The sequence below is a fragment of the Candidatus Zixiibacteriota bacterium genome, from assembly GCA_035574315.1.
Classification (GTDB): Bacteria; Desulfobacterota; Binatia; order UBA9968; family UBA9968; genus DATLYW01.
On the sequence record DATLYW010000015.1, the window covers coordinates 15,339 to 40,595 of the forward strand.

General features: G+C 65.1%; 24 protein-coding genes. 17 read left to right on the plus strand and 7 right to left on the minus strand.

From position 1 onward, the window contains the following. Positions 1–2: 2 nt before the first annotated feature. The 3 genes from VNN77_04330 to trxB all read right to left on the minus strand — a co-directional run bounded on the left by VNN77_04330 (position 3) and on the right by trxB (position 3,446). Positions 3–1,040 (minus strand): tripartite tricarboxylate transporter substrate-binding protein, encoded by a 1,038-nt coding sequence (locus VNN77_04330; protein HXG50620.1) that lies wholly within the window; start codon positions 1,038–1,040, stop codon positions 3–5. A 41-nt stretch (positions 1,041–1,081) separates the two neighbouring features. After that, on the minus strand, positions 1,082–2,119 hold the full coding sequence (locus VNN77_04335) for a tripartite tricarboxylate transporter substrate-binding protein (protein ID HXG50621.1): 1,038 nt from the start codon (positions 2,117–2,119) through the stop codon (positions 1,082–1,084). A gap of 361 nt (positions 2,120–2,480) precedes the next feature. Continuing rightward, positions 2,481–3,446: a thioredoxin-disulfide reductase gene (gene trxB / locus VNN77_04340; GenBank protein ID HXG50622.1), complete on the minus strand. Its 966-nt coding sequence runs from the start codon at positions 3,444–3,446 to the stop codon at positions 2,481–2,483. A gap of 42 nt (positions 3,447–3,488) precedes the next feature. Between trxB and moaC the strand changes: the two genes are divergently transcribed. From moaC to VNN77_04380, 8 genes are all read left to right on the plus strand, one after another. Continuing rightward, a complete protein-coding gene (gene moaC, locus VNN77_04345) occupies positions 3,489–3,968 on the plus strand; it encodes a cyclic pyranopterin monophosphate synthase MoaC (GenBank protein HXG50623.1) in 480 nt (159 codons plus the stop codon). Continuing rightward, positions 3,969–5,144, plus strand: coding sequence for a class I SAM-dependent rRNA methyltransferase (locus VNN77_04350; GenBank protein HXG50624.1), 1,176 nt, complete (start codon positions 3,969–3,971; stop codon positions 5,142–5,144). A 64-nt stretch (positions 5,145–5,208) separates the two neighbouring features. Further along, entirely contained in the window at positions 5,209–5,901 is a 693-nt protein-coding gene (gene radC / locus VNN77_04355; protein HXG50625.1) for a DNA repair protein RadC, read from the plus strand. 208 nt (positions 5,902–6,109) lie between these two features. Continuing rightward, positions 6,110–7,531, plus strand: a complete 1,422-nt coding sequence (locus VNN77_04360; protein ID HXG50626.1) for a M23 family metallopeptidase — start codon at positions 6,110–6,112, stop codon at positions 7,529–7,531. A 160-nt stretch (positions 7,532–7,691) separates the two neighbouring features. Further along, entirely contained in the window at positions 7,692–8,831 is a 1,140-nt protein-coding gene (locus VNN77_04365) for an LLM class flavin-dependent oxidoreductase (protein ID HXG50627.1), read from the plus strand. A gap of 36 nt (positions 8,832–8,867) precedes the next feature. Beyond that, positions 8,868–9,629, plus strand: a complete 762-nt coding sequence (locus VNN77_04370; protein HXG50628.1) for an intradiol ring-cleavage dioxygenase — start codon at positions 8,868–8,870, stop codon at positions 9,627–9,629. A gap of 112 nt (positions 9,630–9,741) precedes the next feature. Next, positions 9,742–11,853 (plus strand): hydantoinase/oxoprolinase family protein, encoded by a 2,112-nt coding sequence (locus VNN77_04375; protein ID HXG50629.1) that lies wholly within the window; start codon positions 9,742–9,744, stop codon positions 11,851–11,853. Positions 11,854–11,908: 55 nt separating this feature from the next. Beyond that, positions 11,909–14,146: a hydantoinase B/oxoprolinase family protein gene (locus VNN77_04380; GenBank protein HXG50630.1), complete on the plus strand. Its 2,238-nt coding sequence runs from the start codon at positions 11,909–11,911 to the stop codon at positions 14,144–14,146. A 32-nt stretch (positions 14,147–14,178) separates the two neighbouring features. On the opposite strand, the gene VNN77_04385 is transcribed toward VNN77_04380, so the two are convergent. Together VNN77_04385 and VNN77_04390 are read right to left on the minus strand one after the other, a co-directional pair. Continuing rightward, the gene (locus tag VNN77_04385; protein HXG50631.1) at positions 14,179–15,156 is read right to left on the minus strand and encodes an ABC transporter substrate-binding protein; all 978 of its coding nucleotides are present in this window, start codon (positions 15,154–15,156) and stop codon (positions 14,179–14,181) included. Between the two features lie 401 nt (positions 15,157–15,557). Further along, positions 15,558–15,869 carry a hypothetical protein gene (locus tag VNN77_04390; GenBank protein HXG50632.1) on the minus strand — a complete coding sequence of 104 codons (312 nt, stop codon included), beginning with the start codon at positions 15,867–15,869 and terminating at the stop codon, positions 15,558–15,560. 486 nt (positions 15,870–16,355) lie between these two features. Here VNN77_04390 and VNN77_04395 point away from each other — a divergent pair, with 486 nt between their 5' ends. From VNN77_04395 to VNN77_04435, 9 genes are all read left to right on the plus strand, one after another. After that, positions 16,356–17,549, plus strand: coding sequence for a thiolase family protein (locus VNN77_04395; GenBank protein ID HXG50633.1), 1,194 nt, complete (start codon positions 16,356–16,358; stop codon positions 17,547–17,549). Positions 17,550–17,664: 115 nt separating this feature from the next. Next, a complete protein-coding gene (locus VNN77_04400; GenBank protein ID HXG50634.1) occupies positions 17,665–18,105 on the plus strand; it encodes a Zn-ribbon domain-containing OB-fold protein in 441 nt (146 codons plus the stop codon). A 29-nt stretch (positions 18,106–18,134) separates the two neighbouring features. Then, positions 18,135–18,692, plus strand: coding sequence for a peptidylprolyl isomerase (locus VNN77_04405; protein ID HXG50635.1), 558 nt, complete (start codon positions 18,135–18,137; stop codon positions 18,690–18,692). Positions 18,693–18,835: 143 nt separating this feature from the next. Further along, complete coding sequence (locus VNN77_04410; GenBank protein HXG50636.1) at positions 18,836–20,116, plus strand: MFS transporter; 1,281 nt, start codon at positions 18,836–18,838, stop codon at positions 20,114–20,116. Between the two features lie 98 nt (positions 20,117–20,214). Then, complete coding sequence (locus VNN77_04415; GenBank protein HXG50637.1) at positions 20,215–21,213, plus strand: LLM class flavin-dependent oxidoreductase; 999 nt, start codon at positions 20,215–20,217, stop codon at positions 21,211–21,213. A 132-nt stretch (positions 21,214–21,345) separates the two neighbouring features. Next, positions 21,346–21,888: a peptidylprolyl isomerase gene (locus VNN77_04420; GenBank protein ID HXG50638.1), complete on the plus strand. Its 543-nt coding sequence runs from the start codon at positions 21,346–21,348 to the stop codon at positions 21,886–21,888. 14 nt (positions 21,889–21,902) lie between these two features. Then, positions 21,903–22,655 carry a Sir2 family NAD-dependent protein deacetylase gene (locus VNN77_04425; protein ID HXG50639.1) on the plus strand — a complete coding sequence of 251 codons (753 nt, stop codon included), beginning with the start codon at positions 21,903–21,905 and terminating at the stop codon, positions 22,653–22,655. Positions 22,656–22,744: 89 nt separating this feature from the next. Continuing rightward, positions 22,745–23,200 (plus strand): PH domain-containing protein, encoded by a 456-nt coding sequence (locus VNN77_04430; protein HXG50640.1) that lies wholly within the window; start codon positions 22,745–22,747, stop codon positions 23,198–23,200. 66 nt (positions 23,201–23,266) lie between these two features. Then, positions 23,267–23,473 carry a hypothetical protein gene (locus VNN77_04435; GenBank protein HXG50641.1) on the plus strand — a complete coding sequence of 69 codons (207 nt, stop codon included), beginning with the start codon at positions 23,267–23,269 and terminating at the stop codon, positions 23,471–23,473. Positions 23,474–23,480: 7 nt separating this feature from the next. Here the strand turns inward: VNN77_04435 and VNN77_04440 are convergent, their stop codons facing one another. Continuing rightward, on the minus strand, positions 23,481–24,428 hold the full coding sequence (locus VNN77_04440; protein HXG50642.1) for an alcohol dehydrogenase catalytic domain-containing protein: 948 nt from the start codon (positions 24,426–24,428) through the stop codon (positions 23,481–23,483). Then, positions 24,425–25,234 (minus strand): DUF427 domain-containing protein, encoded by an 810-nt coding sequence (locus tag VNN77_04445; GenBank protein HXG50643.1) that lies wholly within the window; start codon positions 25,232–25,234, stop codon positions 24,425–24,427. Before VNN77_04445 ends, VNN77_04440 begins: the two co-directional genes overlap by 4 nt. Positions 25,235–25,257: the final 23 nt, after the last annotated feature.

Sequence of the window (25,257 nt, forward strand, 5' to 3'; positions counted from 1 at the left end):
GCTTATTTTTTCAGCAACTGTTTCATCTTACCGACGATTTCGGGCGGCTGGCTCGTCACCTCTTTGGCCAGCTGTTCCAGCTCGTCGGAAAAGGTCGGGTCGAACTCCAGCTTTCTCCTGGTCCCGTCGGCGACGACGGCTTCGTCCTTGAGCGCCTTCTCGAAAGCGTCCCGGATGATCTTCACGCGCTCCGCCGGAGTGTTGGGAGGAAGCACGTACGGACGGCCGAACTGGCTCGCGGCGAGGACCAGCGTCGCGAGGCTCCGGCCGGCGGCCGGCGTTTTGAAACGGTCCATGAGCTCGTAGATCGTCGGCGTATCGGGCAGCCGCGCATCCCGCTTGCGCCCGGTCTGCATCAACACGCGGACGAAGCTTTTTTTTCGCCAGGTCGTGAACGGCTCGCGAGCGAAAAACGCGGTCACCGTGAACGATCGGCAGACCAGCTCGCCCCGCTCGACCGCGAGGTCGATGTCCTGCCCGGACTGATAGCCGAGAACGATATCGAACCTGGTTCCGACCGTCTCCTCGAGAAGCTTCGGAATGTAGTAGGCCGTCGAGCTGGTCCCCGTCGCGCCGCACTTCGGGGGCTTCGAACTGTTGACGACATCGGCGATCGAGCGGTAAGGCGTATCGGCCCTCATGTAGAGCAGGTGGTTCGAGGTCACCGGGCTTCCGAGCCAGATGAACCTGCTCCAGTCGAACTTCACCTCCGGCCGCCCCACGATCTGGTCGAAATAGAGCGCGGGGAAGATCGCGCCGATGGTCAGGCCGTCCGGCGCCGCGACGTTGTAGACGTGGTTGGCGGCGATCATCGACGCCGCGCCGGGCATGTTCTGCACGATGATGTTCGGATTGCCGGGGATGTATTTGGGCAAATGCTGCGCGAACAGGCGCGCGTAGAGATCGTAGACGTCGCCGGCCTTCGTGCCGGCGACGATGGTGATGGTCTTTCCTTGATAGAAGGGCACCTGGCCGTACCCGTACGAGACCGGCAAGGCCAGCAGCAACAAGAGAAAGGACGGCGAAACCAGCTTCTTCATGGTGGTGCCCTCCCGGTATGACCCGCCTGGCGGCCAGACAGCTATTTGCCCAGCACCTTTTTCACCCGCTCGACGACGGCCGGAGGATGGCTCAGCATCCTGGCCGCCAGCTCCTGGAGCTCCCCGCCCGTGACCGGGGAAACCTCCATCTTGCCTTTTTTTGCCTCGGCCAGGAGCTGGGGATCGGCCATCGCCTTGGCGTAGGCGCCCCGCAGGATGTTGACGCGCTCGGCGGGGGTGCCAGGAGGCATGACCCACGGCCGACCGAAATCGCCGCCCCGAAGGATCACGTCGGCAACCCGTCGGCCTTCCTCCGGCGTCTTTTCCTTGTCGAAAATCTCGTAGATCGTGGGGGTCTCCGGAATCCGCTCGTCGCGCTTGGTCCCGCCGAAAACGAGAACGTTGACGAAGTTTTTCTTGCGCCAGCTGATGAAGGGCTCGCGCCCGAAAAACGGGGCCGCCGTCATCCCGCGGCACTGGACTTCACCCTTTTCCACCGCCAGGTCGATCTCGCTTCCTCCGGGATAACCCAGCACGGTGTTGATCTTGAGCCCGAGAGTGTCTTCGAGGAGGCGGGCCAGAATGTAATCCGTCCCGGCGGTGCCGGTGGAGCCGCATTTGGGCGGCGTGGAGGCGTTGCGGATGTCCTCGATCGACTTGTAGGGGGCGTCGCTGCGCATGTAGAGCAGGACGTCGCTCCGTTCCGGAGAGCCGATCCAGTTGAATTTCCGGACGTCGTACTGGACTTCTTTACGGCCGACGAGCTGGTCCAGATACATCCCGTAGGAAAGCATCCCCAGGGTGAGCCCGTCGGGCTTCGCCACGCTGTAGACATGGTTGGCCGCCACCAGACCGCCGGCTCCCGGCATGTTCTGCACGACCATCTCTGGATTTCCGGGAATGTATTTCGGGACATAGCGGGCCAGCAAGCGGGACCAGCGGTCGTAGAAGCCACCCGAGGTAAACCCTACGATAACCTTGATCGACTGTCCCTGATAAAAGGGTTGCTCCTGCGCGGCGCGACCGGGACCCGCTCCGAGCAGGAGAGCGGTCAGGAAGAAAAGACCGATTTTTTTCATCGCCCCCTCCGCTGCTGAATTTATCGCGGGTTAACCGGCAGCCGCAGCCGGGCCCGTGGCCAGTCCCGCTCGGGCCGACGAAGGCCCTGAGGGGAATTTCTGGCAAGCGGCAATCCTCGTGCCAGCGACGGAAACGAAGCGGATTACGGGGGATTACGAGGGGAGGCGCCGAACCATCGGTGGCAAGAGCGCCGCCCCGTGTGCAATGATTTCACAGCTTCTCGACGTCGCCGGACGGCGACTTCGAGAACTTCACACGCGGGCCGGGAGCGACCGGCTCCCCGCCGAATCTGCGACAAAATCGGCTCGCGGCCGCGCCTCTTCGATGTGCAAAAAGCTCACAAAGGCGCGAGGGCTTCCTTCATGGCTGCGGGCGGCTGTGGGATTCGTGGGATTGGCTCTCGAGAAATCTCTCGGCGTCGATTGCGGCCATACAGCCCGTGCCGGCGGCGGTCACTGCCTGCCGATAGACCCGGTCCTGAACGTCGCCGCAGGCAAAAACCCCCGGCACGCTTGTCCTGGTGCCATCGCGGGTGACGACGTAGCCCAGCCGATCGAGCTCGAGCTGCCCGGCGAAAAGCCTCGTGTTGGGTTCATGGCCGATTGCAATGAAAACCCCGTCGCACTTGAAATCCCGGGCCTCCCCGGTCTTCACGTTGCGCAGCCGGACGCCGGTTACCCCTCCGGCCTTCGGGTCTCCGTGGATCTCTTCGACGACACTGTCCCAGATGAACGAGATCTTGGGGTTCCTCTCGGCGCGATCCTGCATGATCTTGGAGGCGCGAAGCCTGTCCCGGCGGTGAACCACCGTCACCTTCGAGGCGAACTTCGTCAAGAAGATCGCCTCCTCCATCGCCGTGTCTCCGCCTCCGACGACGACCAGCTCCTTGTCCTTGAAAAAGAAGCCGTCGCAGGTCGCGCAGGCGGAAACTCCGTGTCCCATGAGCCTTGTTTCGGATTCCAGACCCAGAAGCTTGGCCGACGCGCCCGTGGCGATGATCAGAGCGTCGCAGGTAAGCGTCTCCTTCCCGACCGTCACCCGGAAAGGCTGCTGGCGAAGGTCCACTGCAGTGACCTCGCCGAAGACCGTCTCCGCGCCGAAGCGCTGCGCCTGCTTCTTGAACCGCTCCATGAGCTCCGGACCGAGGATCCCCTCAGGAAAGCCTGGATAGTTCTCGACGTCGGTGGTGATGGTGAGCTGCCCGCCAGGCTGCGGCCCCTCCACGACCAGCGGCTCGAGATTCGCCCGCGCCGCGTAGATCGCGGCCGTGAGCCCGGCTGCCCCGGAACCCAGGATGATGACCCGGTAGTGACTTTTTTTCGCCATCGAGGCTTTGTAACATAAAAAATTCGCGGTAAAAAGAAAGGCATGGCGAAGCTGAGTCATCTGGACGAGCACGGTCGCGCCCGAATGGTCGACGTTTCCGGGAAAGACGAGACGGACCGCGTCGCGGTCGCGCGCGGCAGCGTACGGATGCGGCCCGAGACGCTGGCGCTCATCCTGGACAACAAGATCGAGAAGGGCGACGTCTTTTCCGTCGCGCGGATCGCCGGAATCATGGCGGCGAAAAAGACCCCCGAGCTGATTCCGATGTGCCATCCCCTGAATCTGACTTCGGTCGAGATCGATCTCGCGCCCGCGGATGATCCGGCGCGCGTGGAGATCGAGGCGATCGTCAGAGTCCGAGGCCGGACCGGCGTCGAGATGGAAGCGATGACTGCGGTGGCCGCCGCCGGCCTGGCAATCTACGACATGTGCAAGGCTGTCGATCGGGAGATGTCGATCGGCGAGATCCGGCTCGTCAAGAAAAGCGGCGGCAAGAGCGGGACGTTCATCCGAAAGGAATAGTTGCTCAAGGTCTTCCTCAAGAAGGGAAGAGAGCTTCCCGTCCTGCGCGGCCACTCGTGGATCTTCTCCGGCGCCGTCGAAAAAGCCCACGGCGACACCGAGGCGCCCTCGACGACCGAGGTGTTCGATCATTCGGGCAAATGGATCGCCCGAGGGCTCTCCAGCCCGAAGTCCCAGATCCGGGTTCGCGTCCTCACCTGGCGGGACGAGCCGATCGACCGGGACTTTTTCCGTCGCCGGATCCTCGACGCGCTCGAGTTGCGGCGCCGCCAGCCGGCTCGGTCCGCCAGCGCCTGGCGGCTGGTGAACGGCGAGGGCGATTTTCTCCCCGGGCTCATCGTCGACCGCTACGGCGATTTTCTGGTCTGCCAGTTCCTCACCGCAGGCATCGAGGCGTTGAAGGCGTGGATCGTCGAGGCGCTCTCGGAACTGCTCTCGCCCAAAGGCATCTTCGAGCGAAGCGAGGGGCGGGTGCGCGAAGAAGAAGAGCTCCCGCCGTCCCTCGGCGTGCTGGCCGGAGAAGCTCCGCCCGAACGACTGGCGATCGAGGAGCACGGCTTTCGGTTCGAGGTCGATGTCTGGCGCGGGCAGAAAACGGGATTCTTCCTCGATCAGCGCGACAACCGGGCTTTCCTGGGCTCGCTGGCCCCGGGGGAAAGAGTTCTCGATTGCTTCTGCTACAGCGGCGCTTTTTCGGCCTACGCCTATCGCGCCGGAGCGCGGGAGGTGATCTCGGTGGACTCCTCCGGTCCCGCCCTGGAGCTCGCGCGGCGCAATCTCGAGCTGAACGGGCTGCCCGCCGGCGATGAGACGCTGATCAAGGCGGACGCGTTTTCGTACCTGAAGGCCGACGACGCTTCCTTCGACACCATCGTGCTCGATCCGCCCTCGCTGGCGCACCGACGGGCCGACGCCGCGGCCGCGGCCGGAGGCTACAAATTTCTCAATCTCCACGCTTTTCGCCGCGTCAAACCGGGAGGCCTGCTGCTCACCTTCTCCTGCTCTCAGCACGTCTCCGCCGACCTTTTCCAGAAGATTGTCTTCGGCGCCGCCGTCGATGCCCGGCGGCGCGTCGCCGTCCTGAAGCGCCTCGGCCAGTCCGTCGATCACCCGGTCAGCCTGCACCATCCGGAAGGCGAGTACCTCAAGGGCCTCGCGCTGCGGGTATTGAACTGATCGCCGGGCCGATGATAGACGAAAGCCGCTGCCTCTTCGCAGGCGACGACACGCGAGGTGCCCCATGGCCGTCTATCAGTCGATCAAGGCCTGGCCGGCCGAGGACCGTCCCAGGGAAAAGCTTCTGACCCATGGCGCCGAAACGTTGACCACCGCCGAGCTGCTGGCGATCATCCTGCGGGACGGAAACGCGGCCGCGAAGCAAAGCGCGGTGGACCATGCCCGACTGCTCCTCGACCGGTTCGGGGGGCTCAAGGGGATCGACGAGGCTTCTCCGGCCGAGCTGGCGCAGATCAAGGGAATCGGCCCAGCCAAAACCGCTCAGCTCAAGGCGTGCCTGGAAATCGCGCGCCGGCTGGGAAGCCGGAAGTGGGAGGCCGGCGAACCGCTGCGCTCCTCCGAGGACGTCTTCCGTCACTTCCGCGAAAGCCTGGAACGGCAAAAGCGCGAGCTTTTCTACGTGGTGCTGCTCACCAACAAGAACCGCAAGATGCGCGAAGTGAAGATTTCCGAGGGCTCGCTCACCGCTTCGCTGGTTCACCCGCGCGAAGTCTACAACCCGGTCATTCGCGAATCGGCGGCGGCGGTCATTTTCGTCCACAACCATCCCAGCGGCGATCCTTCGCCCAGCCCCGAGGACGTCGAGATCACGCGCCGGCTCAAGGAAGTCGGCGACGTCATGGGCATCCGCGTGCTCGATCACGTCGTCATCGGGCACGGCCGCTATTTCAGCTTCAGCGATCGCGGCATGCTTTGAGCGCTTCCTCCTGTTCCCCGCGATTTTTCCCGCTCGCGTTGACAGGGACTGCTCTCGCATTTATCTTGGGCCTGCGGTTTTGTTTCCGAACGCTCGCCCGGCATAGCCGACATCCCCTGCGGCGCCGCGCGGTTTCCGTCCGGTCTCCGCCGTCCCCGGAAGGAGACGCAGGGCGCCGACGCGAACGGAGCAAGGCCGGTCGTTTCCGATGAGCCGGATAGAAATAGGAAAACGGCAGCGGCGGTCCTTCGTGCCGGGCCGGACCACTTTCCTCGCCGCGTGCGCCGTCCTGCTCGGCGCCGCCGTGTACTTTCTCGTCCCCCGCTTCGAATGGACGAAGCCTTCGGTCCGGATCCGGCCCGACACTGGCGTCCTCGGTCTCGTCCCGCTCGAGATAGAGATCGCGGACGGCGGCTCGGGCTTGAGGTCGGTTTCGGTGGTGCTGTCATCGGCCGGCACCGACCACACGCTCGCCTCCGAGCAATACGCGCGCCCGCTGGCGGGCAAAAGGCTGACAGTGGCCCTCTCCTCCAAGCTATCGGGGCTCAAGGAAGGACCGGCGGTCCTGACTGTCACGGCTCGAGACGGATCGTGGTGGGGCTTTTTCCGCGGCAACCAGGCCGTGGTCCGCAAGGAAATCACGATCGACATCACGCCCCCGGCCATCGAGCTGATCGCGGACGACCCCTACGTCAATTTCGGCGGCTGCGGCCTCATCGTCTACAGGGTTTCCGCGGACGCCGTGAGCAGCGGCGTCAAAGTCGGACCGTACTTTTTCCCGGGGTACAAGGGCCAGGTCAGGAACTCCGACGCGTACCTCGCCTTTTTCGCCCATCCTTACGACGTCCCCGAAAGCGAAAAAGCAGCCCTGATCGCTGCGGACCGGGCGGGCAACACCCGCCAGGTGCCCCTCGCCTACGAGCTCAAGGGAGTGAAGTACAAGAGGAGCGTGATCTCCGTCACGGACGATTTCATCCGGTCCAAGGTCGCGCCGCTGCTCAACGATGTCGGGGCGCGCCAGGCGGGCGCCCGCGAGATCTTCCTCAAGGTCAACCGCGACCTGAGAAAGGAGAACGACGACCGCATCCGCGCCATCGGCCGGAAGACGGCGAGCTCCATGCTCTGGAGCGGGGCCTTCAGGCAGCTCTCCAACTCCAAGGTGGAGGCCAACTTCGCGGATGCGAGGACGTACGTCTACCAGGGGGAAAACGTCGACAAGGCTTACCACCTCGGATTCGATCTCTCGGTCACCAAGAGGTATCCTGTCGAGGCCGCCAACGCCGGCGTCGTGTCGTTCGTCGGGGATCTGGGAATCTACGGCAACACGATCATGATCGATCACGGCCTGGGGCTGTCGACGCTCTATTCGCATCTGAGCTCCGCGGAGGTCAAGGTCGGCGACCAGGTCAAGCAAGGACAGATCATCGCGAAAACCGGCGAGACCGGGTTGGCCGTGGGGGACCACCTCCACTTCGGCGTCTATCTCCAGGGAGTTCCCGTCCTGCCGATCGAGTGGTGGGACGAAAAATGGATCCGGGACAACATCGTACCCAAGCTGGACCCCGCGGCCGCCGCCGCGGCCGAGCAAAGCAAGCCCACCCCAAAGCTGGCGCGCAAGCGGCGCCGGTGACGGCGCCCGGGCCGAGACCGCCGAAAAGCCGACATCCCTTAGCGCTCATCGACACCGCCGCCGGCCGCGACCGAAGCGCGCCCGCGGCGGCTGTGCGCGGTTTGACCTCCCGTCGCCGCGGTGTTAGAAGTGCGAGAATTTCAGCGAAAAGGCGAAACCCGTGAAGCTCTACAATTTCGATCTCCTCACCTATCCTTACGTTCCCAGGGAAGCGCCTCGCACCCCCGTCCCGAGCAACTACTTCGATCCGATCAAGGGAGCGTGCAACTACGAAGAGCATCTCGCAGAAATGGTCTACTGCGAGGAGCTCGGCTTCGACGGCGTGGTCTTCAACGAGCACCACTACAGCTCTTACGGCACCATGCCGTCGCCCAATCTGATCGCCGCAGCCCTCACGCAGAAGACCAGCCGGATCAGGATCGGCGTCCTCGGTAACATTCTGCCGCTGCGCTACCATCCGGTGCGGGTGGCCGAGGAATACGCGATGATCGATTGCCTTTCGCGCGGCCGGTTGATCGCGGGCTTCGTCCGCGGCATCCCGGCGGAATACATCTGGTACGGCGTCAACCCGGCCGAATCCCGAGGCCGCTTCGAGGAAGCCTACGAGCTGATCATGACGGCCTGGACGCAACCGGTCTGGAGCTTCGAAGGGAAGTTCTTCCAGCTCAAGGACTGCGCCATCTGGCCGCGGCCCCTGCAGCAACCGCACCCGCCGATCTGGATCGCGGCGCGCAGCGCGGAATCGATCGAGTGGTGCGTGAGGCACCGGCTGCCGACGGCCCAGATCTATCAGACGACCTCGCAGATCGAGGACACGTTCAGCTACTATCGCAAGGTGGCGCGCGAGCAGGGCTGGGAAGCGACCCCCGACGACTTCATCCTGTGCCGCCACGTCTACGTGGGCGAGTCCGCGCGCGAGGCGCGCGAGGCCGCCGAGCCCGCGATGCAGTATTTTTTCTCGGTCTACAATCGCGGCTTCAACGACGCCATCAACCAGGCCGCCGCCGACCAGGCCCGCTTGCTCGCCCAGCTGACCACCGAACGTTCCTTCAGCTATTTCCGCGAAGGCAACCGCGAGCGCGTCGATTTCTCCAAGCTCTCGTGGGACGACCTGATCGCCACCGGATACCTCATCGCGGGCGATCCGGACACGGTCGCCCGCCAGATTCTCGAGCAGACGAAGCAGGTCGGCGCGGGCCATTTCATGGGAATGTTTCACATCGGAAATCTCCCGCACGACAAGGTCGTTGCCTCGCTCGAACGGTTCACCAAAGAGATCATGCCGCGGCTGCGCGGCTGAGCCGCCGGCCGAGGGGCCGATGTCGCCGAGCCGCTCATGAGCCGGCGCTTCTCGATCGGACACCCGTGGACCCGGCGGGAATGGCTGGCCTTCGCGGGAAGCGCCGCCGCGACGGTGCTGGGATGCCGGCTGGGCCGGCCGGGCGGAAGCCGGCTCTTCGGCGCTTCGGAACCTGCAGCGGAGGCGGAGGCTGCGCCCGCCTGCGTGACGCGGCCGCAGCAGATCGAGGGGAGCCATTTCATCGACGCCGGGCTCGAGCGCTCCGACATTCGCGTCGACCCCGCCGACGGCTCCATCCGGCCCGGCGCTCCCCTGGAGCTGGCCTTCCAGGTCTCGGCGCTCGATAAAAAGGGCTGCTCGGCCCTCGCGGGCGCCGTCGTCGACGTCTGGCAATGCGACGCCCTCGGGGTTTACTCCGGGGTTCGCGACCCCGGAGGCGCGTTCGACACGCGCGGGAGATTTTTCCTGCGCGGCTATCAGAGGACCGACCGGAACGGCCTCGCCCGATTCCTCACGATCTACCCGGGCTGGTATCACGGGCGCACGGTGCACATTCATTTCAAGATCCGCGCTTCGCTGCCCTCCGGGCGGATCGAATTCACTTCCCAGCTCTACTTCGACGACGCGCTCACCGATCGAGTTCACGCGCACGCGCCGTACCGCGCCCGCGGCAAACGCACGACCACCAACGACGACGATTTCATCTTCCGCAGCGGCGGCGAGCAACTCCTGCTCCGGCTGGCCGAGAAGAGCGCGGGCTATGCCGGCAAATTCGAGGTCGGGTTGCGGATCGAGTAGCGACGATCCCGGCCAGGGAGCGATCGCGGCCCGCGCCGGGCGATGCCGCTTCGCTTGACAACCCGTGCGCCCTCTCATATTCCAGATCGAGAGACTTTTCTGCGAGGACTGAATGGCGGCGAAGAAGCAATACATCGTGGGAGTGGACACGGGGGGAACGTTCACCGACGTTGTCGTCATGGGGGCGAACGGCGAGATCTGGACGGCGAAAGCGTCGACCACGCCCGACGATTTCTCCCGCGGCGTGATGGATGCGGTCGGCGAGGCCGCGAGCGCGGTCGGGGTCACGGTCCCCGAGCTCCTCGCCGGGACGGCGCTCTTCAAGCACGGGAGCACGGTCGCGACCAATGCCCTGATCACTCACAGCGGGGTCAAGGTCGGCCTGATCACCACCAAAGGCTTCGAGGACACCACCGAGATCATGCGGGCGATCGGCCGGGTCGACGGCCTTTCCTCGGACGAGATCAAGCACGTCACCTGGATCACGAAGCCCGAGCCTTTCGTGCCGCGCGAGCGGGTGATCGGCGTCCGCGAGCGGATCGACTACCAGGGCAACGAGATCGTGCCCCTCAACTGGGACGACGTCATGGCGGCGATCCGCCGCCTCATCGAAAAGGAAAAAGTCGACGCGATCGCCGTGAGCCTGATCCACGCCTGGGCCAATCCGAGGCATGAAGAGGAGATCCGCGCGCTCAGCGCCGAGGCCGATCCACACCGCAAGGTGTACTGGTCCTTCGGCAGCTCGCTGTCGCAGGTTGCCGGCGAGTACGCGCGGGCCAACACGGCGATCCTCAACAGCTATCTCGGGCCTACCGTGGAGCGCTACCTCAAGGGGCTGGAGACCAAGCTCCGCAACGGCGGCTTCAAGGGACCGCTGCTCATCATGCAGGGCAACGGCGGCGTCGCGCACCGGGAGCACGTCAGCGCGATCGCCAACCTCCAGTCTGGTCCCGCCGGAGGGATGATCGCGTCCGCCTACGTCGCCGGCCTGCTCAAGCATCGAAACGTGATCACCACGGACATGGGCGGCACGAGCTTCGACGTCGGCCTGATCACGGACGGTTACTGGCGCTACGCCCAGGAGCCGATCGTGGAGCGCTTCCGGATGCTGCAGCCGATCATCGACATAGAGTCGATCGGCGCCGGCGGAGGCACGATCGCGCAGGTGGAGGCCGAGACCGGCCGCCTCCTGGTCGGACCGAAAAGCGCGGGGGCCAGCCCGGGCCCGGTCTGCTACGATGCCGGCGGCGAGCAGGTCACGGTCACCGACGCGGATCTGGCGCTCGGCATCATCGACCCCGACTACTTCCTCGGCGGGCGCAAACGACTGAACAAGGAAAAGGCGCTGCGGGCCATCGAGGAAAGGATCGCGCGGCCGCTCAAGCTCAAGGTTCACGAGGCCGCCGCGGGCATCTACGACATCGTCAACGCCAAGATGTCGGATCTGATCCGCCGTCAGGTGGTGCGCACCGGCTACCTGCCCGAAGAGTTCGTGATCTACGTCTTCGGCGGCGCCGGGCCGGTTCACGCCTCCGGCTTCGCCGCCGAGCTCGGCGTGAAGCGCATCTACATCTTCGCGACTTCCCCGGTCTTTTCCGCTTTCGGCGCGGCCGCGGCCGACGTGATTCACACCCGGGTGATGAGCTGCCAGTACATTCTCCCGGCCGACCCGGCCGCCGTCAACCAGCGGCTGGAGGGCATCGAAGCGGAAATGGCGGCTGCGATGACGGCGGAAGGGTTCAAGCCGAGCCAGGTCGAGTTCCGCCGTTTCTTCACGATGCGCTACCGCCGCCAGACCGCGGGCGTGGAAATGCCGGTCACCTGGAGTCGCTTCAACCACAAGCGGATGGCGGAAATCCAGGGCGCGTTCGAGGCGAAATACGATGAGCTTTACGGAACCGGGGCGGGATACACCAGGGCCGGAATCGAGATCAGCGAGATTCGCGTCGACGCCGTAGGCAAGGTCGCCAAGCCGCGCCTGAGCCCGAGTCGCAAGAAACGGGGCGATCTTCGAGCCGCCCGCAAAGGCAGTCGCCCGGTCTTCTTCACGCGCCCCGAGCGCCGGTTCATCGATACTCCCGTTTACGATTACGGCCGCCTCGGTGTCGGAGCGGTGGTCAAAGGGCCGGCGGTCGTCGAGCTGCCCTTCACGACGACCCTGATTCCGCCGGGTTTCCGGGTCACCGTTGACCCTTATCTGAACCTGGTCATGGAGACGCGCTGACGCTCGGCAAAGGTAAACCGCCAAGGGCTCGAAGGCACACGAGGAGTCGTTTCCCATGAAAGCCAGATCCGCCAAGATCGATCCGATACGCTACGAAATGTACCTGCACCGTCTTTGGGCGATCGGCGAGGAAGGACGCATGACGCTGCAGCGCGTCACCGCCTCGCCCATCGTCTCCCAGGGCGGCGAGTGCATGAGCTCCTTTTACGACGAGAGCGGGACCATGGTGCTCGCCTGTTCCGGTCATCTCCGGTTCGCCGCTGCAACCTCGGACGCGATCAAGAGCCTGATTCGGCGCTTCGCCAAGAGCCCCGGTTTCTTCGACGGCGATCAGTTCTTCTTCAACGACCCCTACGTCGCGGGCTCGCACACCTACGACATGATGATCATCAAGCCGATTTTTCACGGCGGTCGCCTGATCGCCTGGACCGCGACGAGCACCCACACGGCGGACACCGGAGGGGTGCTGCGGGGCGGAGCGTACGAGATCTTCCACGAAGGAATCTGCGTTCCCGGGCTGAAGATCGTGGAAAAGGGGGAGTTCCGCGAGGACGTCTTCAGTACCCTCACCGGCATGTGCCGGGACCCCCAGTACGTCGGGCTCGATCTCAAGGCGATGATCGCCGGCAATAACATCTGCGCCAGACGCTACCTCGGGCTGGTGGAAAAGTTCGGTCTCGAATTCGTCCGGCTCGCGGGCGAGAAAATGATCGCGGACGCGGAAGCCAAGGCCCGGGCCAAGCTCAAATCGATGCCCGACGGGACCTGGGTCACCCGCCAGTACGTCACCACGCTCGACCGCAAGACCCGCAAGGCCGTCGCGCAACAGCTCTACTGTACCATGACGAAGAAGGGAGACGAGCTGAGCTTCGATTTCACGGGCACCAGCCCTCAGACCGACACCGACCACAACTCCACGCTTCCCAGCACCGTGGCGCACATCGCGCTGGCTCTCACCAACACGCTTTTCTGGGACGTGCCGTGGAGCGACGGCAAGATGCGTCCGGTCAAGATCCACGTCCCGGAAGGGACGATTCTGAATTGCAAGTATCCGGCCGCCTGCGGCGCGGCCCCGCGGATCGGCAACGTGCTCGTCTCCACGGTGTGCGAAGGCGTCGCCAAGATGATCTACGCCTCCGGGCGCTACGACGACGTCAACGCCTCCACCACGGGGAACCTCGAGTTTGTCGGCGGGCCCGGTTACTTCTACGGCGGCCATACGCGCGAGGGCATCCCTGTCGCCCAGGGGCTCTATGACATTCACGGCGCCGGGATGGGAGCGGCCCCGCACCGGGACGGTGTGAATACCGGCGGCCACATGAATATTCCTTCCGCGGGCATCAGCGACGTCGAGCGGATCGAGATGCAGTACCCGTTTCTCTATTTCACCCGCTCCCACAACCCCGACGGCAGCGGCTTCGGCCGGTATCGCGGGGGATTGGGAAGCTACCGGATCTACATGATCTACGGTTCGAAGGACTGCAGCGTCGACTACAAACCGTACGGCGGCGTGGCCCAGGGCGGGTTCGGCCTCTGCGGAGGCTATCCCACCGGCATCGGCGCCAACCGCGTCATGGTGGAGGCCGGTCTCGAGATGCTCGAAAGAGTCAGGGCCGGAGAGTATCCGACGGGCGCGGCGATGCGCGCGGGCGAGTGGGGCAGGCCGTTTCATCCCGCCGGCGTTCCGGAGCGAATTCCCTTGCCCGAAGGCAGCCTGCTGGTCGACTACGTCGCCGGAGGCGGAGGATTCGGCGACCCCATCGATCGCGATCCCGCGGCCGTGGTCGCGGATTTCCGCAGGGGCTGGGTGACGCGCGAGACCGCCCGCCGGATCTACGGCGTCGTTCTCGACGCCGACGGCGGCTGCGATCTCACGGCCACCGAGGCGCGCCGGAACGAGATCCGCGCGGAACGGCGCCGGTCACAGCCGGTTTCCGGGAAGACGACCGCGCTCGAGCCGAGCCCCTCGGACGGCGCGCGGGTGCTCCTGCGCTTTCACGCCGTGCTCGAAATCGCCGCCGCAGGGGAGCGCAAGGTGATCCGCTGCTCGCGGTGCGGGCACATCTACTGCGGCGCGGAGGACAACTACAAACTTTACGCGCTTCACCGGTCGGTCCATCTGAAAGAGCTGATGCCCCCGCTGCCTACGGGCGAGCCTTACATCGGCGAGTACCACGAGTACTACTGCCCTGGTTGCGCAACGCAGCTGCAGGTCGATTTGTTCAGCCCCACGCTGGGCGGCGATCCCGTCCTGTGGGACACGCGGATCGACGCGAGCCGGCTGCGCGGATAACCGCCCACGCCCGCTTCCGGAGCCGCGCCGCTTCAGGAACCGAGCTTCTTGAAGAAGCCCTCGCGCGCCAGTTCGTCGAGCAGCGAGTGGTCGACGAACTCCTCGGCCTTTCGGTTCTTCAGCTCCGGGTTGTATTCCCCGAAAAACCGCAGGGTGTCGCGCACGCCGGCCATGTCGACTCGCGGCGGGAAGGAGAATCTCGGCGCGTAGTAGTCGTACGTCGCCTTCAAGACTTCGGGGTCCTCGAGCCTCATCCGCCGCGCGAACACTTTCGTCGCCCGCTCCCGGTCGGTCTTGATGACGTGCACGGCTTCGGCGTAGGCGCGCAGGAAGCGCTTAACCCGGTCGCGGTTTTCCCTGAGGAGGCTGCCCCTGGTGTAGAGGGAGGACTGCGTGAAGTTGGCGCTCATGTCCCCCATGTCCGCCAGGACCCGGTACCCCGCCTGCACGGCTTTCGTCAGGTGCGGAGGAGAGAGAATCGTCGCGTCAGTTCGAGCCGCCATGAGCGAGGCGAGCCGCGTCGGGGCGTCGCCGCCGATCAGCACCTGAATGTCGGAGGATTTCAGCCCCCACTCCCTGAGGGCGAGCTGCAACGCGAGATCGTTCGATCCGCCGAAGTTGAGGATGTTGACCTTTTTCCCGCGAAGATCGTTCGGCGAGCGGATCTCGGGGCGGACCACGAAGGCGTAGGGGAACTTGTTGTAGGAGGCGGCGATGACCTTGATGTCGGCTCCCCGCGCGGCGGCCACCAGAGGGCCGGTTGCGGACCCCGTGGCGAACTGGGTGCTGCCGCCCAGGAGAGCGGCCACGGAGCGCGCGCTGCCCGTGATCATGATGACCTCGACGTCGAGGCCGTGTTTTTCGAAGAGTCCGAGGTCCTTCGCCACCCAAACGCTGCTCTGGAACCCGGAAAGTCCGCCGTAATCCGCGATGATCTTCTCCGCCGCCCTCGCGTTTGCGGCCAGGACGCAGGCGAAAATCAATGCCGAGGTGAATCCGATGATTTTCATTTTCGGCTCCCGAGCCCGTTTCGTCGCCGCGCGCCAGGCGCGATCCCCTGACGGGCTGACGGGATGTTAGAGGCTTCGCCCGGATGCGTCAAGGCTCGAACGCCGTCGCCTCTTTCGCGGCCTGAATCGCGGAATCGCCGTCGGCGACGATTACCGCGACCCCGCGCCGGACCAGGGCCGCCGGCCAGAATACCGACACGCTTCACTTCCTGCGCGGCCGTAAGAGCGCCAGCGGAGAGACAAAGGACAACCGCATGAATCGCCGAGCGCCGGTTTGCGCTTGATCGGCTTTTTCAATCGATTACCCCCCTCCCGTCCCGGAAAGGCGGGTTTGAACAGGACGACACCCGCGGCGTCAACTCTGTTCTTCACGCGTCAGCCCGGCTGTCGGCCAAAAAGCTTCAGTCGCTGGCCTCCCGGTTCCGCTCGCGCCGCAGATAGTCCTTCTGCCACTGAACCTGCTCTTTTCCGATGGGATCGTGGTCGCAAGGCCCGTAGAAGTCGATGATGTCGCCTTCGCTCGGGTCTTTCAGCACCGGCCGGGCCCAGCCGAGGGTTTCTTCCCGGATGGCCGGAAACTTCAAGTGGCAATACGTTCCGGAGGGGTCCGGCACTTTGGAAATCAACCCTTCAGCCGCCCAGAGCGGCAACGCATGAAGCGCGAGCACGGTCAGAGAAATCAGCATCGGACGGTTTCCGTCGGATCGAATCATGCGCTTCTCCTTTCGACCGGTCGTCCGGACGGTCCAAACACGCGTTCTCGGCGCTGCGCGATCCAACAGCTGTCTTTTCGCGTCCGCTTCGACTGCGGGCCTTGGCGGGCGCGCCCGGAGCGCCCGCGCGTTGTCCCGCTCCGGCGGCGGCGCCGCGAGCCATTTCGTTCTCGGCTGTGAAGGCGGGCAATAGCGGTGCCAGCCTCGAGTTTGCGACGGCTCCTTCAATCCTCCTGAATTATCGAAGCAATTCGGTCCGGCCCCTTCTCGACGCGGATCCGGCGAAACGTCCGCCGCATCAATTTGAATACTCTCTGTAGCTAAATTGATTCAGGCACTGATTCGGCTCAGCGGCGTCGGCGAGGCGCTCCGAAAAACGGGCCCGGCCGGGATGCAGACGCTTCGGCGTCGCCGTGCGGCGGTTCCCTTGACAGCTATCGACCGCTGAACTATCTCTGGTCAAACGAAACGTTCGGAGAACTCTCGATGAGCATCAGAGGAGAAGCGGCTATCGTCGGCATCGGCGAGACGCCGACCGACCGGCTGGGAAGCAAACCTGGAGAGCCCCGCAAGTCGACCGCCGAGTATCTGGCGTGGGCGGCGAAGCTGGCGATGGAAGACGCCGGCCTCGCCAAGAAAGATTTCGAAGGTCAGGGCTTGGCGGCGATCTACACGACCAGCCATTCGCAGCCGTTCTGGCCGGAAGAGGTCGCATCGATCCTCGGCCTCAAGCCGGGCGTGTCGCTCGCTGGCGGCAACGGCGGCGCCAGCTCGGTCTCGCTGCTGGGACACGCCGCGGCCGCGATCGCCGCGGGCCTCTGCGACCTCGTTCTGGTCATCGCGGCGGCCTCCCCGTTCGGCGAGCGCGGCGCCCACCGCGGCGCTCCGGCCGACACCCGCGACTACGAAATGCCGTTCGGGGTGATGGGGCCGAACTGCAAGATCTCCTTCGTGATGAGCCGTTACATGCACGAGTCGGGCATGACCGCCGAGCATTTCGGCAAGATCGCCGTCACCGCTCGCTACCACGCGTCCCTCAACCCGAACGCCTACCTGAGAAAGCCGATCACGATCGAAGACTACAAGAAATCGCGGCTGATCTCGGATCCAATCAGGCTTTTCGACTGCGTGCTCCCTGCCAACGGCGGCAAGGCCTACATCATGGCCTCGGCGGAGCGCGCAAAGACCATGCGCAAGCCGCCCGTCTACCTGCTCGGCTGGGGCGAGTGCAACAACGCGAGCTACGGTCCCCGCTACCGCTCCAATCCTCTCGTCACGGGCATCAGCGAGGCGGGCCGGCGCGCCTTCGCGATGGCGGGCGTCACGCACAGGGACATCGGCTGCCTGAATCTCTACGACGATTATATTCCGATCGTGATGCTGCAGATCGAGGACCTGGGCTTTTGCGAGAAGAACGACAAGGCGTTCTTCGAGCGCACGGATTTCACTTTCAAGGGCGACCTGCCGATTCAGACCGGCGGCGGGATGATCAATTGCGGTCAGCCGTCGACGACCGGGGGAATGCTCCACGTGATCGAAACGGTCCGGCAGCTGCGCGGCGAGGCCGGGCAGCGGCAGGTGCCGAACGTCAGGTTCGGCGTCGCCACGGGACTCGGCGCCGTCAACTATGGGAAGAATTTCGGCTGCACCGCGGCGGCCGTTCTGGGAAACGAGCGGTAGAAGTGTCGACCGGCGCCATGCCAGCCGAGGAGATCCCGTAGCGACACGCGGCCGCAAGCGTCGCCTTTCTGCTCCCGAGGAGATTTCCCTGACCGCGAGATTCCAGGAGTTTCACATGGCCGATGAAAACAGAGCGATAAAGAAACCCCTTCCCGAGATGACCCCTGTCAACCGGCCGTTCTGGGAGGGCGCCAGAGCCGGCCGGCTCGTGATGCAGAAATGCAGGGACTGCGGCTCCTGGGTCTTTTGTCCCCGCCCGCTCTGCGTCGAATGCCATAGCGAACGGCTCGAGTGGGTTCCACTGAGCGGCCGGGGAAAAGTTTTTTCGTTCACCGTCATCCGCGAAGTGGTCGGCCGCGCCCTCAGAGGATTCGCTCCCGACATCCCCTACGTCACCGCCTGGATCGACCTGGAAGAGGGGCCGAGGTTTTGCAGCAACATCGTCGGCTGTCCGATCGACAAGGTGACGATCGGCATGGGCGTCGAGGTGGTCTTCGAGGATACCGGCGAAGGGGTGGTGCTGCCGAAATTCAGGCCGGGGCAAGCGGCTGCCTGACCCGGCTCCGCCCTGGACGGCAAACGATCTTGAAAAAGCTCCTGGCACTCCTGGTGATCAGCAGCCTCGCAACCGGGGCGCTCCTTCTCATGGCGAGCTTTTCCGGTCCGATGATCGGCCGGGGAACGCCGGCGGTGACTCTGACCGCGGGGCAAACCGTCAAGGAGGGCTCGCTCGTCTCGATCGAATACGTCCTCCGGGACGAGACCGGCCAGGTCATCGAGTCGAATGTCGGCAAGGAGCCGCTGACCTACGTCCACGGGGCGGGACAGATCGTTCCCGGCCTCGAAAAGGGGCTCGCGGGCCTCGGCCGGGGAGCGAGAAAGACCGTGACGGTCAAGCCCGAGGACGGCTACGGACCTTTGAATCCGGACCTCGTTCAGGAGATGCCCAAGGAAAAGTTCCCGGCCGGGAGCCTCGATCCGGGTACGGTCCTCATGATGCAAACGCCGCAGGGACCGATTCCGATCCGCGTCCGGGAGGTCAAAGAAAAGACGGTGGTGGTCGACCTCAACAATCCTCTGGCCGGAAAGACGCTGACGTTCGACGTAACGATCAAGGACATCCAGGAAGCGTCGGCGCCTTAGCCGGGCGGCCGCCGGCGGGCGGTCACGCCACCGCGACTCGCGGAGCCCTCAGCCGCTCGACGACGGAAATCCTTGCACTCGGCGACCGGCGAAGGTCCGGCGCTCGCTCTTTTGTCGCAACCCCCCGGGGACAGGCCGTTTCCATGCGTCCGAAGCTCTTCTACGGTTACGTCATCCTCGCGCTCTGCTTCATCAACATGGTCGTCATGCGCGGTGTCAACGGCGCGTTCGGCGTCTACTACATCGCGTTGCTGGAGAGCTTTTCGTGGTCGCACAGCGACGGCGCGACCGTCGCCTCGGTCAATTTCCTGGTCTATGCGCTCGCGGCGCCTCTGGTGGGCCTGGGATTCGACCGCTTCGGCCCCCGCGTGCTGATGCCGCTCGGCGGAGCCCTGGTCGCCGCCGGCATGCTGGCGTCGAGCTTTGCGGGCTCGCTGTGGCACCTGTACGTCTCGTACGGCGTGATGACGGCGCTCGGCCAGGGCGCGCTCGGCTTCGTCGGGCACAATGCGTTGATCTCCCGCTGGTTCGTCCGCCGCCGCGCTACGGCCATCGGGATCGCGGCGATGGGCCAGGGGCTGGGCGCACTGGCGATGGTCCCGATGACGCAGTTCCTGATCGGTCGGATCGGCTGGCGCTCGACGTTCGCGCTGAGCGCAGGGCTGATCCTCCTTGCCATCGTCGTCCCCAACGCGTTGCTGCAGCGACGAAGCCCGCAGGAGGTCGGACAGAGCCCTGACGGCGACAGCCCTTCTTCGGAAGCAGCCGGTCGCGCCGCGCATCGCGCCGGCCGGGGTCGTGACTGGACCCTCGGCGAGGCATTCCGCTCCTATCCGTTCTGGTGCATCACCGTGGGCCATCTGGCTCTCGGAACCGCGCTGTTCATGATCAACACGCACATCGTCGCCCACTTCGTCTCGGCCGGATTCGACAAGCTGTTCGCCGCGTTTCTCGCCGGGTTGATCGGCTTTGTCCGCATCGGGGGCACGGTGACGTGGGGCACGGTGTCCGACCTGCTGGGACGGGACAGAGCATACGGCATTGCCACGCTGGTGGTCATCGCGGGCATCCTCTGTCTGATCGCGGTTTCCGCGGACTCTCCGCTCTGGTTCGTCTATCTTGCCGCCGTGATCTACAGCATCGGCCACAGCGCCGGCAATCCCACCTACGGCGCCGTCATCGGCGATATCTTCTCCGGACCCAAGGTCGGCCTGATCTTCGGCTTTCTCGAGATCAGCTTCGGGCTGGGAAGCTCGGCGGGGGCCTGGCTCGGGGGCTATCTCTTCGACCTGACCGGCTCGTACGCGTGGCCGCTTTCCCTGTGCGTTCTCTGCTTTTCGATTTCGGGCCTTTCGATCCACGCCTGTCTTCGGTGGCAGGCGCGCAACGCTGCCCGCCCTCTCGAAGCTGCGGCCGCGCTGTGAGGTGCGCCGTTGGCTCGCTCGAGCCCGCGTGCTATGAAACGGGCTGCCGAAGCGGCGGCGCCGCTTCTGCGGATCGCAGCTCGAGGAGGTCGAAAACGATGAACTTTTGCTTGCACGGCTCGGCCCGCACCGTCGGCGAATCGATACGTCGCGCCCAGCTCGCCGAACGGCTCGGCTACGAAGCCATCTTTTTCGCCGACAGCCACATGAACAACGTCGACTGTTATCAGGTCATGGCGATGTGCGCGATGCACACGAAAACCATTCGGCTCGGAACCGCGGTGACCAACATGGTCTACCGCGACCCCACGATCATCGCGAACGCCTTTGCGACGTTGAACGAGATTTCCGGGGGCCGCGCGATCATCGGCATCGGAACCGGGGACGGGCCGGTATACAGCCTGGGCCGGACCGCGACCCGTCTGGCCGATTTCGAGAAGGGCCTCGCGGCGATACGCGATCTGCTCCATGACCGAGGCATCGAAGTGCCCAGGACCAGGGAGCGGCCCGGCGGGGGGCGCGTCTGGCTGCGAGCGGGCAAACGCCCCGTCCCGCTTTACATCTCCGCGGAAGGGCCCCGGACGCTCGAGGTCGCGGGACGCACCTGCGACGGCGTGATCCTAGGCGCGGGAGTCGATCCGTCGCTTCTGCCGTGGGCCCGTGCCCGAATCGCGGAGGGCGCCCGCAGGGCCGGGCGGGATCCCGAGGCGATCGATCTGATGCCCGCCGGCATGATCTGCGTCGACGACGACGGCGAGCGAGCGTGCCGACGCGTGCGCGCCCGGATGGCCAACCGGGCGCACCACAACTTCCGCTTCACCTACGAGACCGTTCCGGAAGGCGCGCTCGACGGGGTCAAACGCTTCATGGAAAGTTTCGACATCTCGAAGCCGATCGAGGAGCGCGTCGATCCCGAGCTGGTGACCGATTATCTGCTGCGGCGTTTCGCGATCGCCGGCACGCCCGCGGAATGCGCCGCGCAAATCCGGCGCCTCGAGGAAGCCGGGGTCCGGCGCGTGCTGCTCACGCCTCCCAACGCCCTCTACGACGAGACGATGGAGGCCTGGAGTCGCCGCGTGATGCCGCTTTGCCGCTAGTCTCCCCCTTTCCCGGCCACGTCCTGCGGAAAGGCCCGCGACCGAGACCGCGGCGCCGCGGTTGTTTTCGTCCGCCCTTGCCGGTATGCTGGATGTCGTGCCCGCCCGCGGATATCCAGAAAAGGAGCTCCCATGTCTGTAAAATTTTTCGGCCCGCTCGTCGGCCTGGGCTTTTTCTTCGCCCTCGCCGCCGCGCCGGCTGCAGCGGCCCAGGCGGCCAGGAACGAAAGAGTGGTGAAGGACGGCTCGGTCGTGAGCCTGGAATACACGCTCACCGGAACGGACGGCAAGCTGATCGAGACCAACAAGGGCAAGGAGCCGTTTCGGTACACCCAGGGGCGTCAGGAGATGATTCCAGGCCTCGAAAGGGAGCTGGCGGGGATGAAGGTCGGGGCCGAAAAGAAGATTACCGTCAAACCCGAGGATGCCTACGGCCCGGTTCACAAGGAAGCGTTCCGCGAAGTCCCCAAGGAGAGAATTCCGCCCGAAGCGTTGAAGGTGGGCGCGGAGCTCACCGCCCGGGGCCCGCAGGGCCAGGCGATGCCCGTCCGAGTCCATGAGATCCGCGAAAAGACCGTCGTCATCGATATGAACCATCCGATGGCCGGAAAAACCCTGGTCTTCAATGTAAAGATCCTCGACATCCAGGACGGTCCGCCGCCTAATAAGAAATAGTCTCTCGCGCAGGGATGCGCCTCGAGGAGTTCGCCGCGAAGCTGGAGGCGGCCCGCGCCGTGGTCTTCTTCACCGGCGCGGGAATCAGCACGGAGTCGGGTGTTCCCGATTTCCGCAGCCCCGGAGGAGTCTGGACCCGCTACCAGCCGGTCTATTTCGACGAGTTCCTCACGAGCGAGGCAGCGCGCATCCGCCACTGGAAGCTGAAAAAGGAAAGTTACGAGCTGTACAGGACCGTGGCGCCGAACGTGGCGCACCGCGCCGTGCGCGAGTTCGAGCGGCGCGGGCAGCTCCTCGGCCTGATCACGCAAAACGTCGACGGCCTGCACAGTCTTAGCGGGATTTCGGAATCCAGGCTCGTGGAGCTCCACGGCACGGACCGGCGGATCGAGTGCCTGAGCTGCCGCAAGAGCTTCGACCCCGACGCGATCTACCCGGGCATCGTCGGAGAGTTCAAGCCGCCGGTGTGCGACCGGTGCGGGGGATTCCTCAAGTCGGCCACCGTCTCCTTCGGACAACCGATGCCGACCGAGGCCATGCGCCGGGCCCGGGCGTGGAGCGAGGCGGCGGATGTTTTCGTCGTGGTCGGCTCCTCCCTCCAGGTCCAGCCGGCCGCGTCCTTCCCGGTCATCGCCAAGCGAAACGGCGCCCTGCTCGCCATCGTCAACCGCGACGAGACGCCTCTCGACGGTCTCGCCGATTTCATCCACCGCGGCGCGATCGGCGAGTTCTTCGAAAATCTCATGCCGCGGCTGTCCCGCCGCTGAGAGAAAATCCGTCGTCCCTGGCTCGGCCGATTTGACCCCGGCCATCGAGATGTCGCATACTGAGCGCCGCTGAGGTCGCGGGGGCTCCTTTGGGATACATCGAAGCCAGCCTGTTGCCCGACGAGCAACTGGTATATCGAGCCAAGTTGCACTGGAAGATTTTCGTGAAGCCGGTTTGCGTGGTGCTGCTCGGGCTGGCCGCTTTCGCTCTGCAGCCCGTTCTCGGCGCCGTCGTGCTCGCTGTCGGGCTCGCCATGGGAGTAAAGGCGCTGATCGAGTACGCGAGCTCGGAGTTCGGCGTCACGACCAAGCGGGTGATCATCAAGGTGGGCTTTCTTCGCCGGCAGACGATCGAGCTGCTCCTGCGCCAGGTGGAGGCGATCGCCGTCGACCAGACCGTGCTGGGGCGGATCCTCGATTTCGGCTCGGTCACGCTGACCGGGACCGGGGACATCAAGCAGGTCTTTCACAACATCTCCTCGCCGCTCGAGTTTCGCCGCCGCATTCACGCCCAGGAAGCGTCCGGGGCTTCAGGAAGGATCTAGCCGAGCGGCTCCTCGCGGCCCGTCCTTTCGCTGGAGCGGCCACGCGCTCTGTAGTAGGTTGCCGCTATGAAGGCGATGATTCTGCTTCTCGGTTTTCTGCTCGCCGGCTGCGGCGGCGTCCGGACCGTCATGATGAACAAGCGCGGGGAGAAGATCACCTGCGAGTCGCGCGGCTGGGGGTTGCTTTCCACCATCGTCGCCGACCGCGGTTACGAAGCCTGCATCTCGGCGGCCCGCCAGGAGGGTTATCAGATTCTCGAGGAGCAGAGGTGAGGCGGGCCTAGGGGCGCAACAGAATCTTTCTCGCCCCGGGCCGCGCGGCGTGAGCGACCGCCTCCAGGCCGGCATCCAGCGGATAGATCCGCTCGATGAGCGGTTCCACGGCGACTTTCCGTTCCGCCAGGGCTTCGAGCGCCGGCGCAAAGGGACCGCAGCGGGACCCGATGACCGTCACCTCGTTGACGACCAGCGGAGCGAGGGAGACGGAATGCGCCTCGGCGACGGTGCTCTTCAGTACGAGCGTCCCGCGGGGTCGGACCGCCTCGATCGCCCGCCGGAGCCCGTCCGCGCTGCCCGTGGCTTCCACGACGACATCATGGGCCGAGGGCTTCCAGCCGTCCAGGAACTCGGTGCGGATCGAGCGCTGCCTGATCCGCTCGAGCTTGCCCGCGTGCTTTCCCACGACGGTCACCGCCGCGCCGGTGAGCTTGAGAACCTGCGCGCACAAGAAGCCGAGCTTCCCGTCGCCCAGAATCAGAACCCGATCCGCCGGGTTGACCTGAACCTGTTCCAGGATCTCGAAGGCGGCCGCGAGCGGCTCGGTGCAGACCGCCGCTTCGTCCGGCACGCCGTCCGGCACGAGGTGGAGGTTCTCGGGCGGCACGGCCACGTATTCGGCGAAAGCCCCGTCGGCGCCCGCGATGCCCATCACCTTTCGGCTCGCGCAGTGGTTGCCGAGCCCGCGGCGGCACTCGGTGCAACTCCCGCAGGCGAAGTTGATCTCCGCAACGACCCGCCGGTCCATGAGCGGGGCAGGGCCTTCCGCGACCACCCCGACGACCTCGTGGCCCGGAATGCCGCGGAAGCCCATATAGCCCTTGAAGATCTGAAGGTCCGTGTCGCAGATCCCGGCGAGCCGGACCCGCACCAGAGCGGCCCCGGGTTCCTTTCGAGGCATTGCAGAAGAAACGAGCGAAAGCGCGCGACCGTCCCAGTGAAGGGCCTTCATTGCCGGCCCCTTCCCGGATCCCGCGCCCACTTGGTCCTCGGAGGGGCGATCCATTCGCCGTCGACCAAGTGCTCGGCTCCACGTTCCTGGAAGAAGCAGAGCAGGCCCTTGATCTTGGGGCACTCAGGCACCGTCTCCATGTATCCCCAGGCAAGGTCTTCCAGCAGCCGGTCGCCGATCCGCACCGACCAGTAGGTTGCCAGCCCCTTGTAGGGACAGCGAGAGCGGGTCGGGCTCGGGACCAGCAGCTCCATGCGGATATCCTCGGGCTCGATATAGTAACGGACCGGATGGTTTGTTTCGAAGAGCAGCCGCGGGCGCCGCGTGTCCGCGACCGTCACGCCGTCGACCACCACCCGGACATGGCGGCGGCTGTGCAGCACGTCCACCCGCTTGAACGGGTCGCGGGGATGAACGTAAACCTCCTCGTCCTCCTCGTACCACGCATCCATCGGAGTCCACGCAAACGCCACGTGATCTTTCAATTCCTCGGCTTCGCGCTTGGGGTTCGGGTAGCTCCACGCAGCGTCCTTGGCGATCTTGCTTCCCGCTTCGAGCGACCAGTAGACGGCCTCTCCCTTGTAGGGACAGACGCTGCGGCGCTCGCTCGGCTTCATCAGATCGACGCGGGTGTCGGTCAGCGGGAAGTAGTAGACCGGGAGCTCGCCGGCCTCCCGCAAAAGCTTCACCCGCTTGCTGTCGGCAATGGTTTCGCCGCCGAAGACCACCCGCACATGGCGGGGGCTTTCGGAAACGTGAATCCAATGGCCGGCATCACCGTGCACGGGAACTCGAGGTTCCGCCATGATCGCCTCCCTTCGGTCTGGGG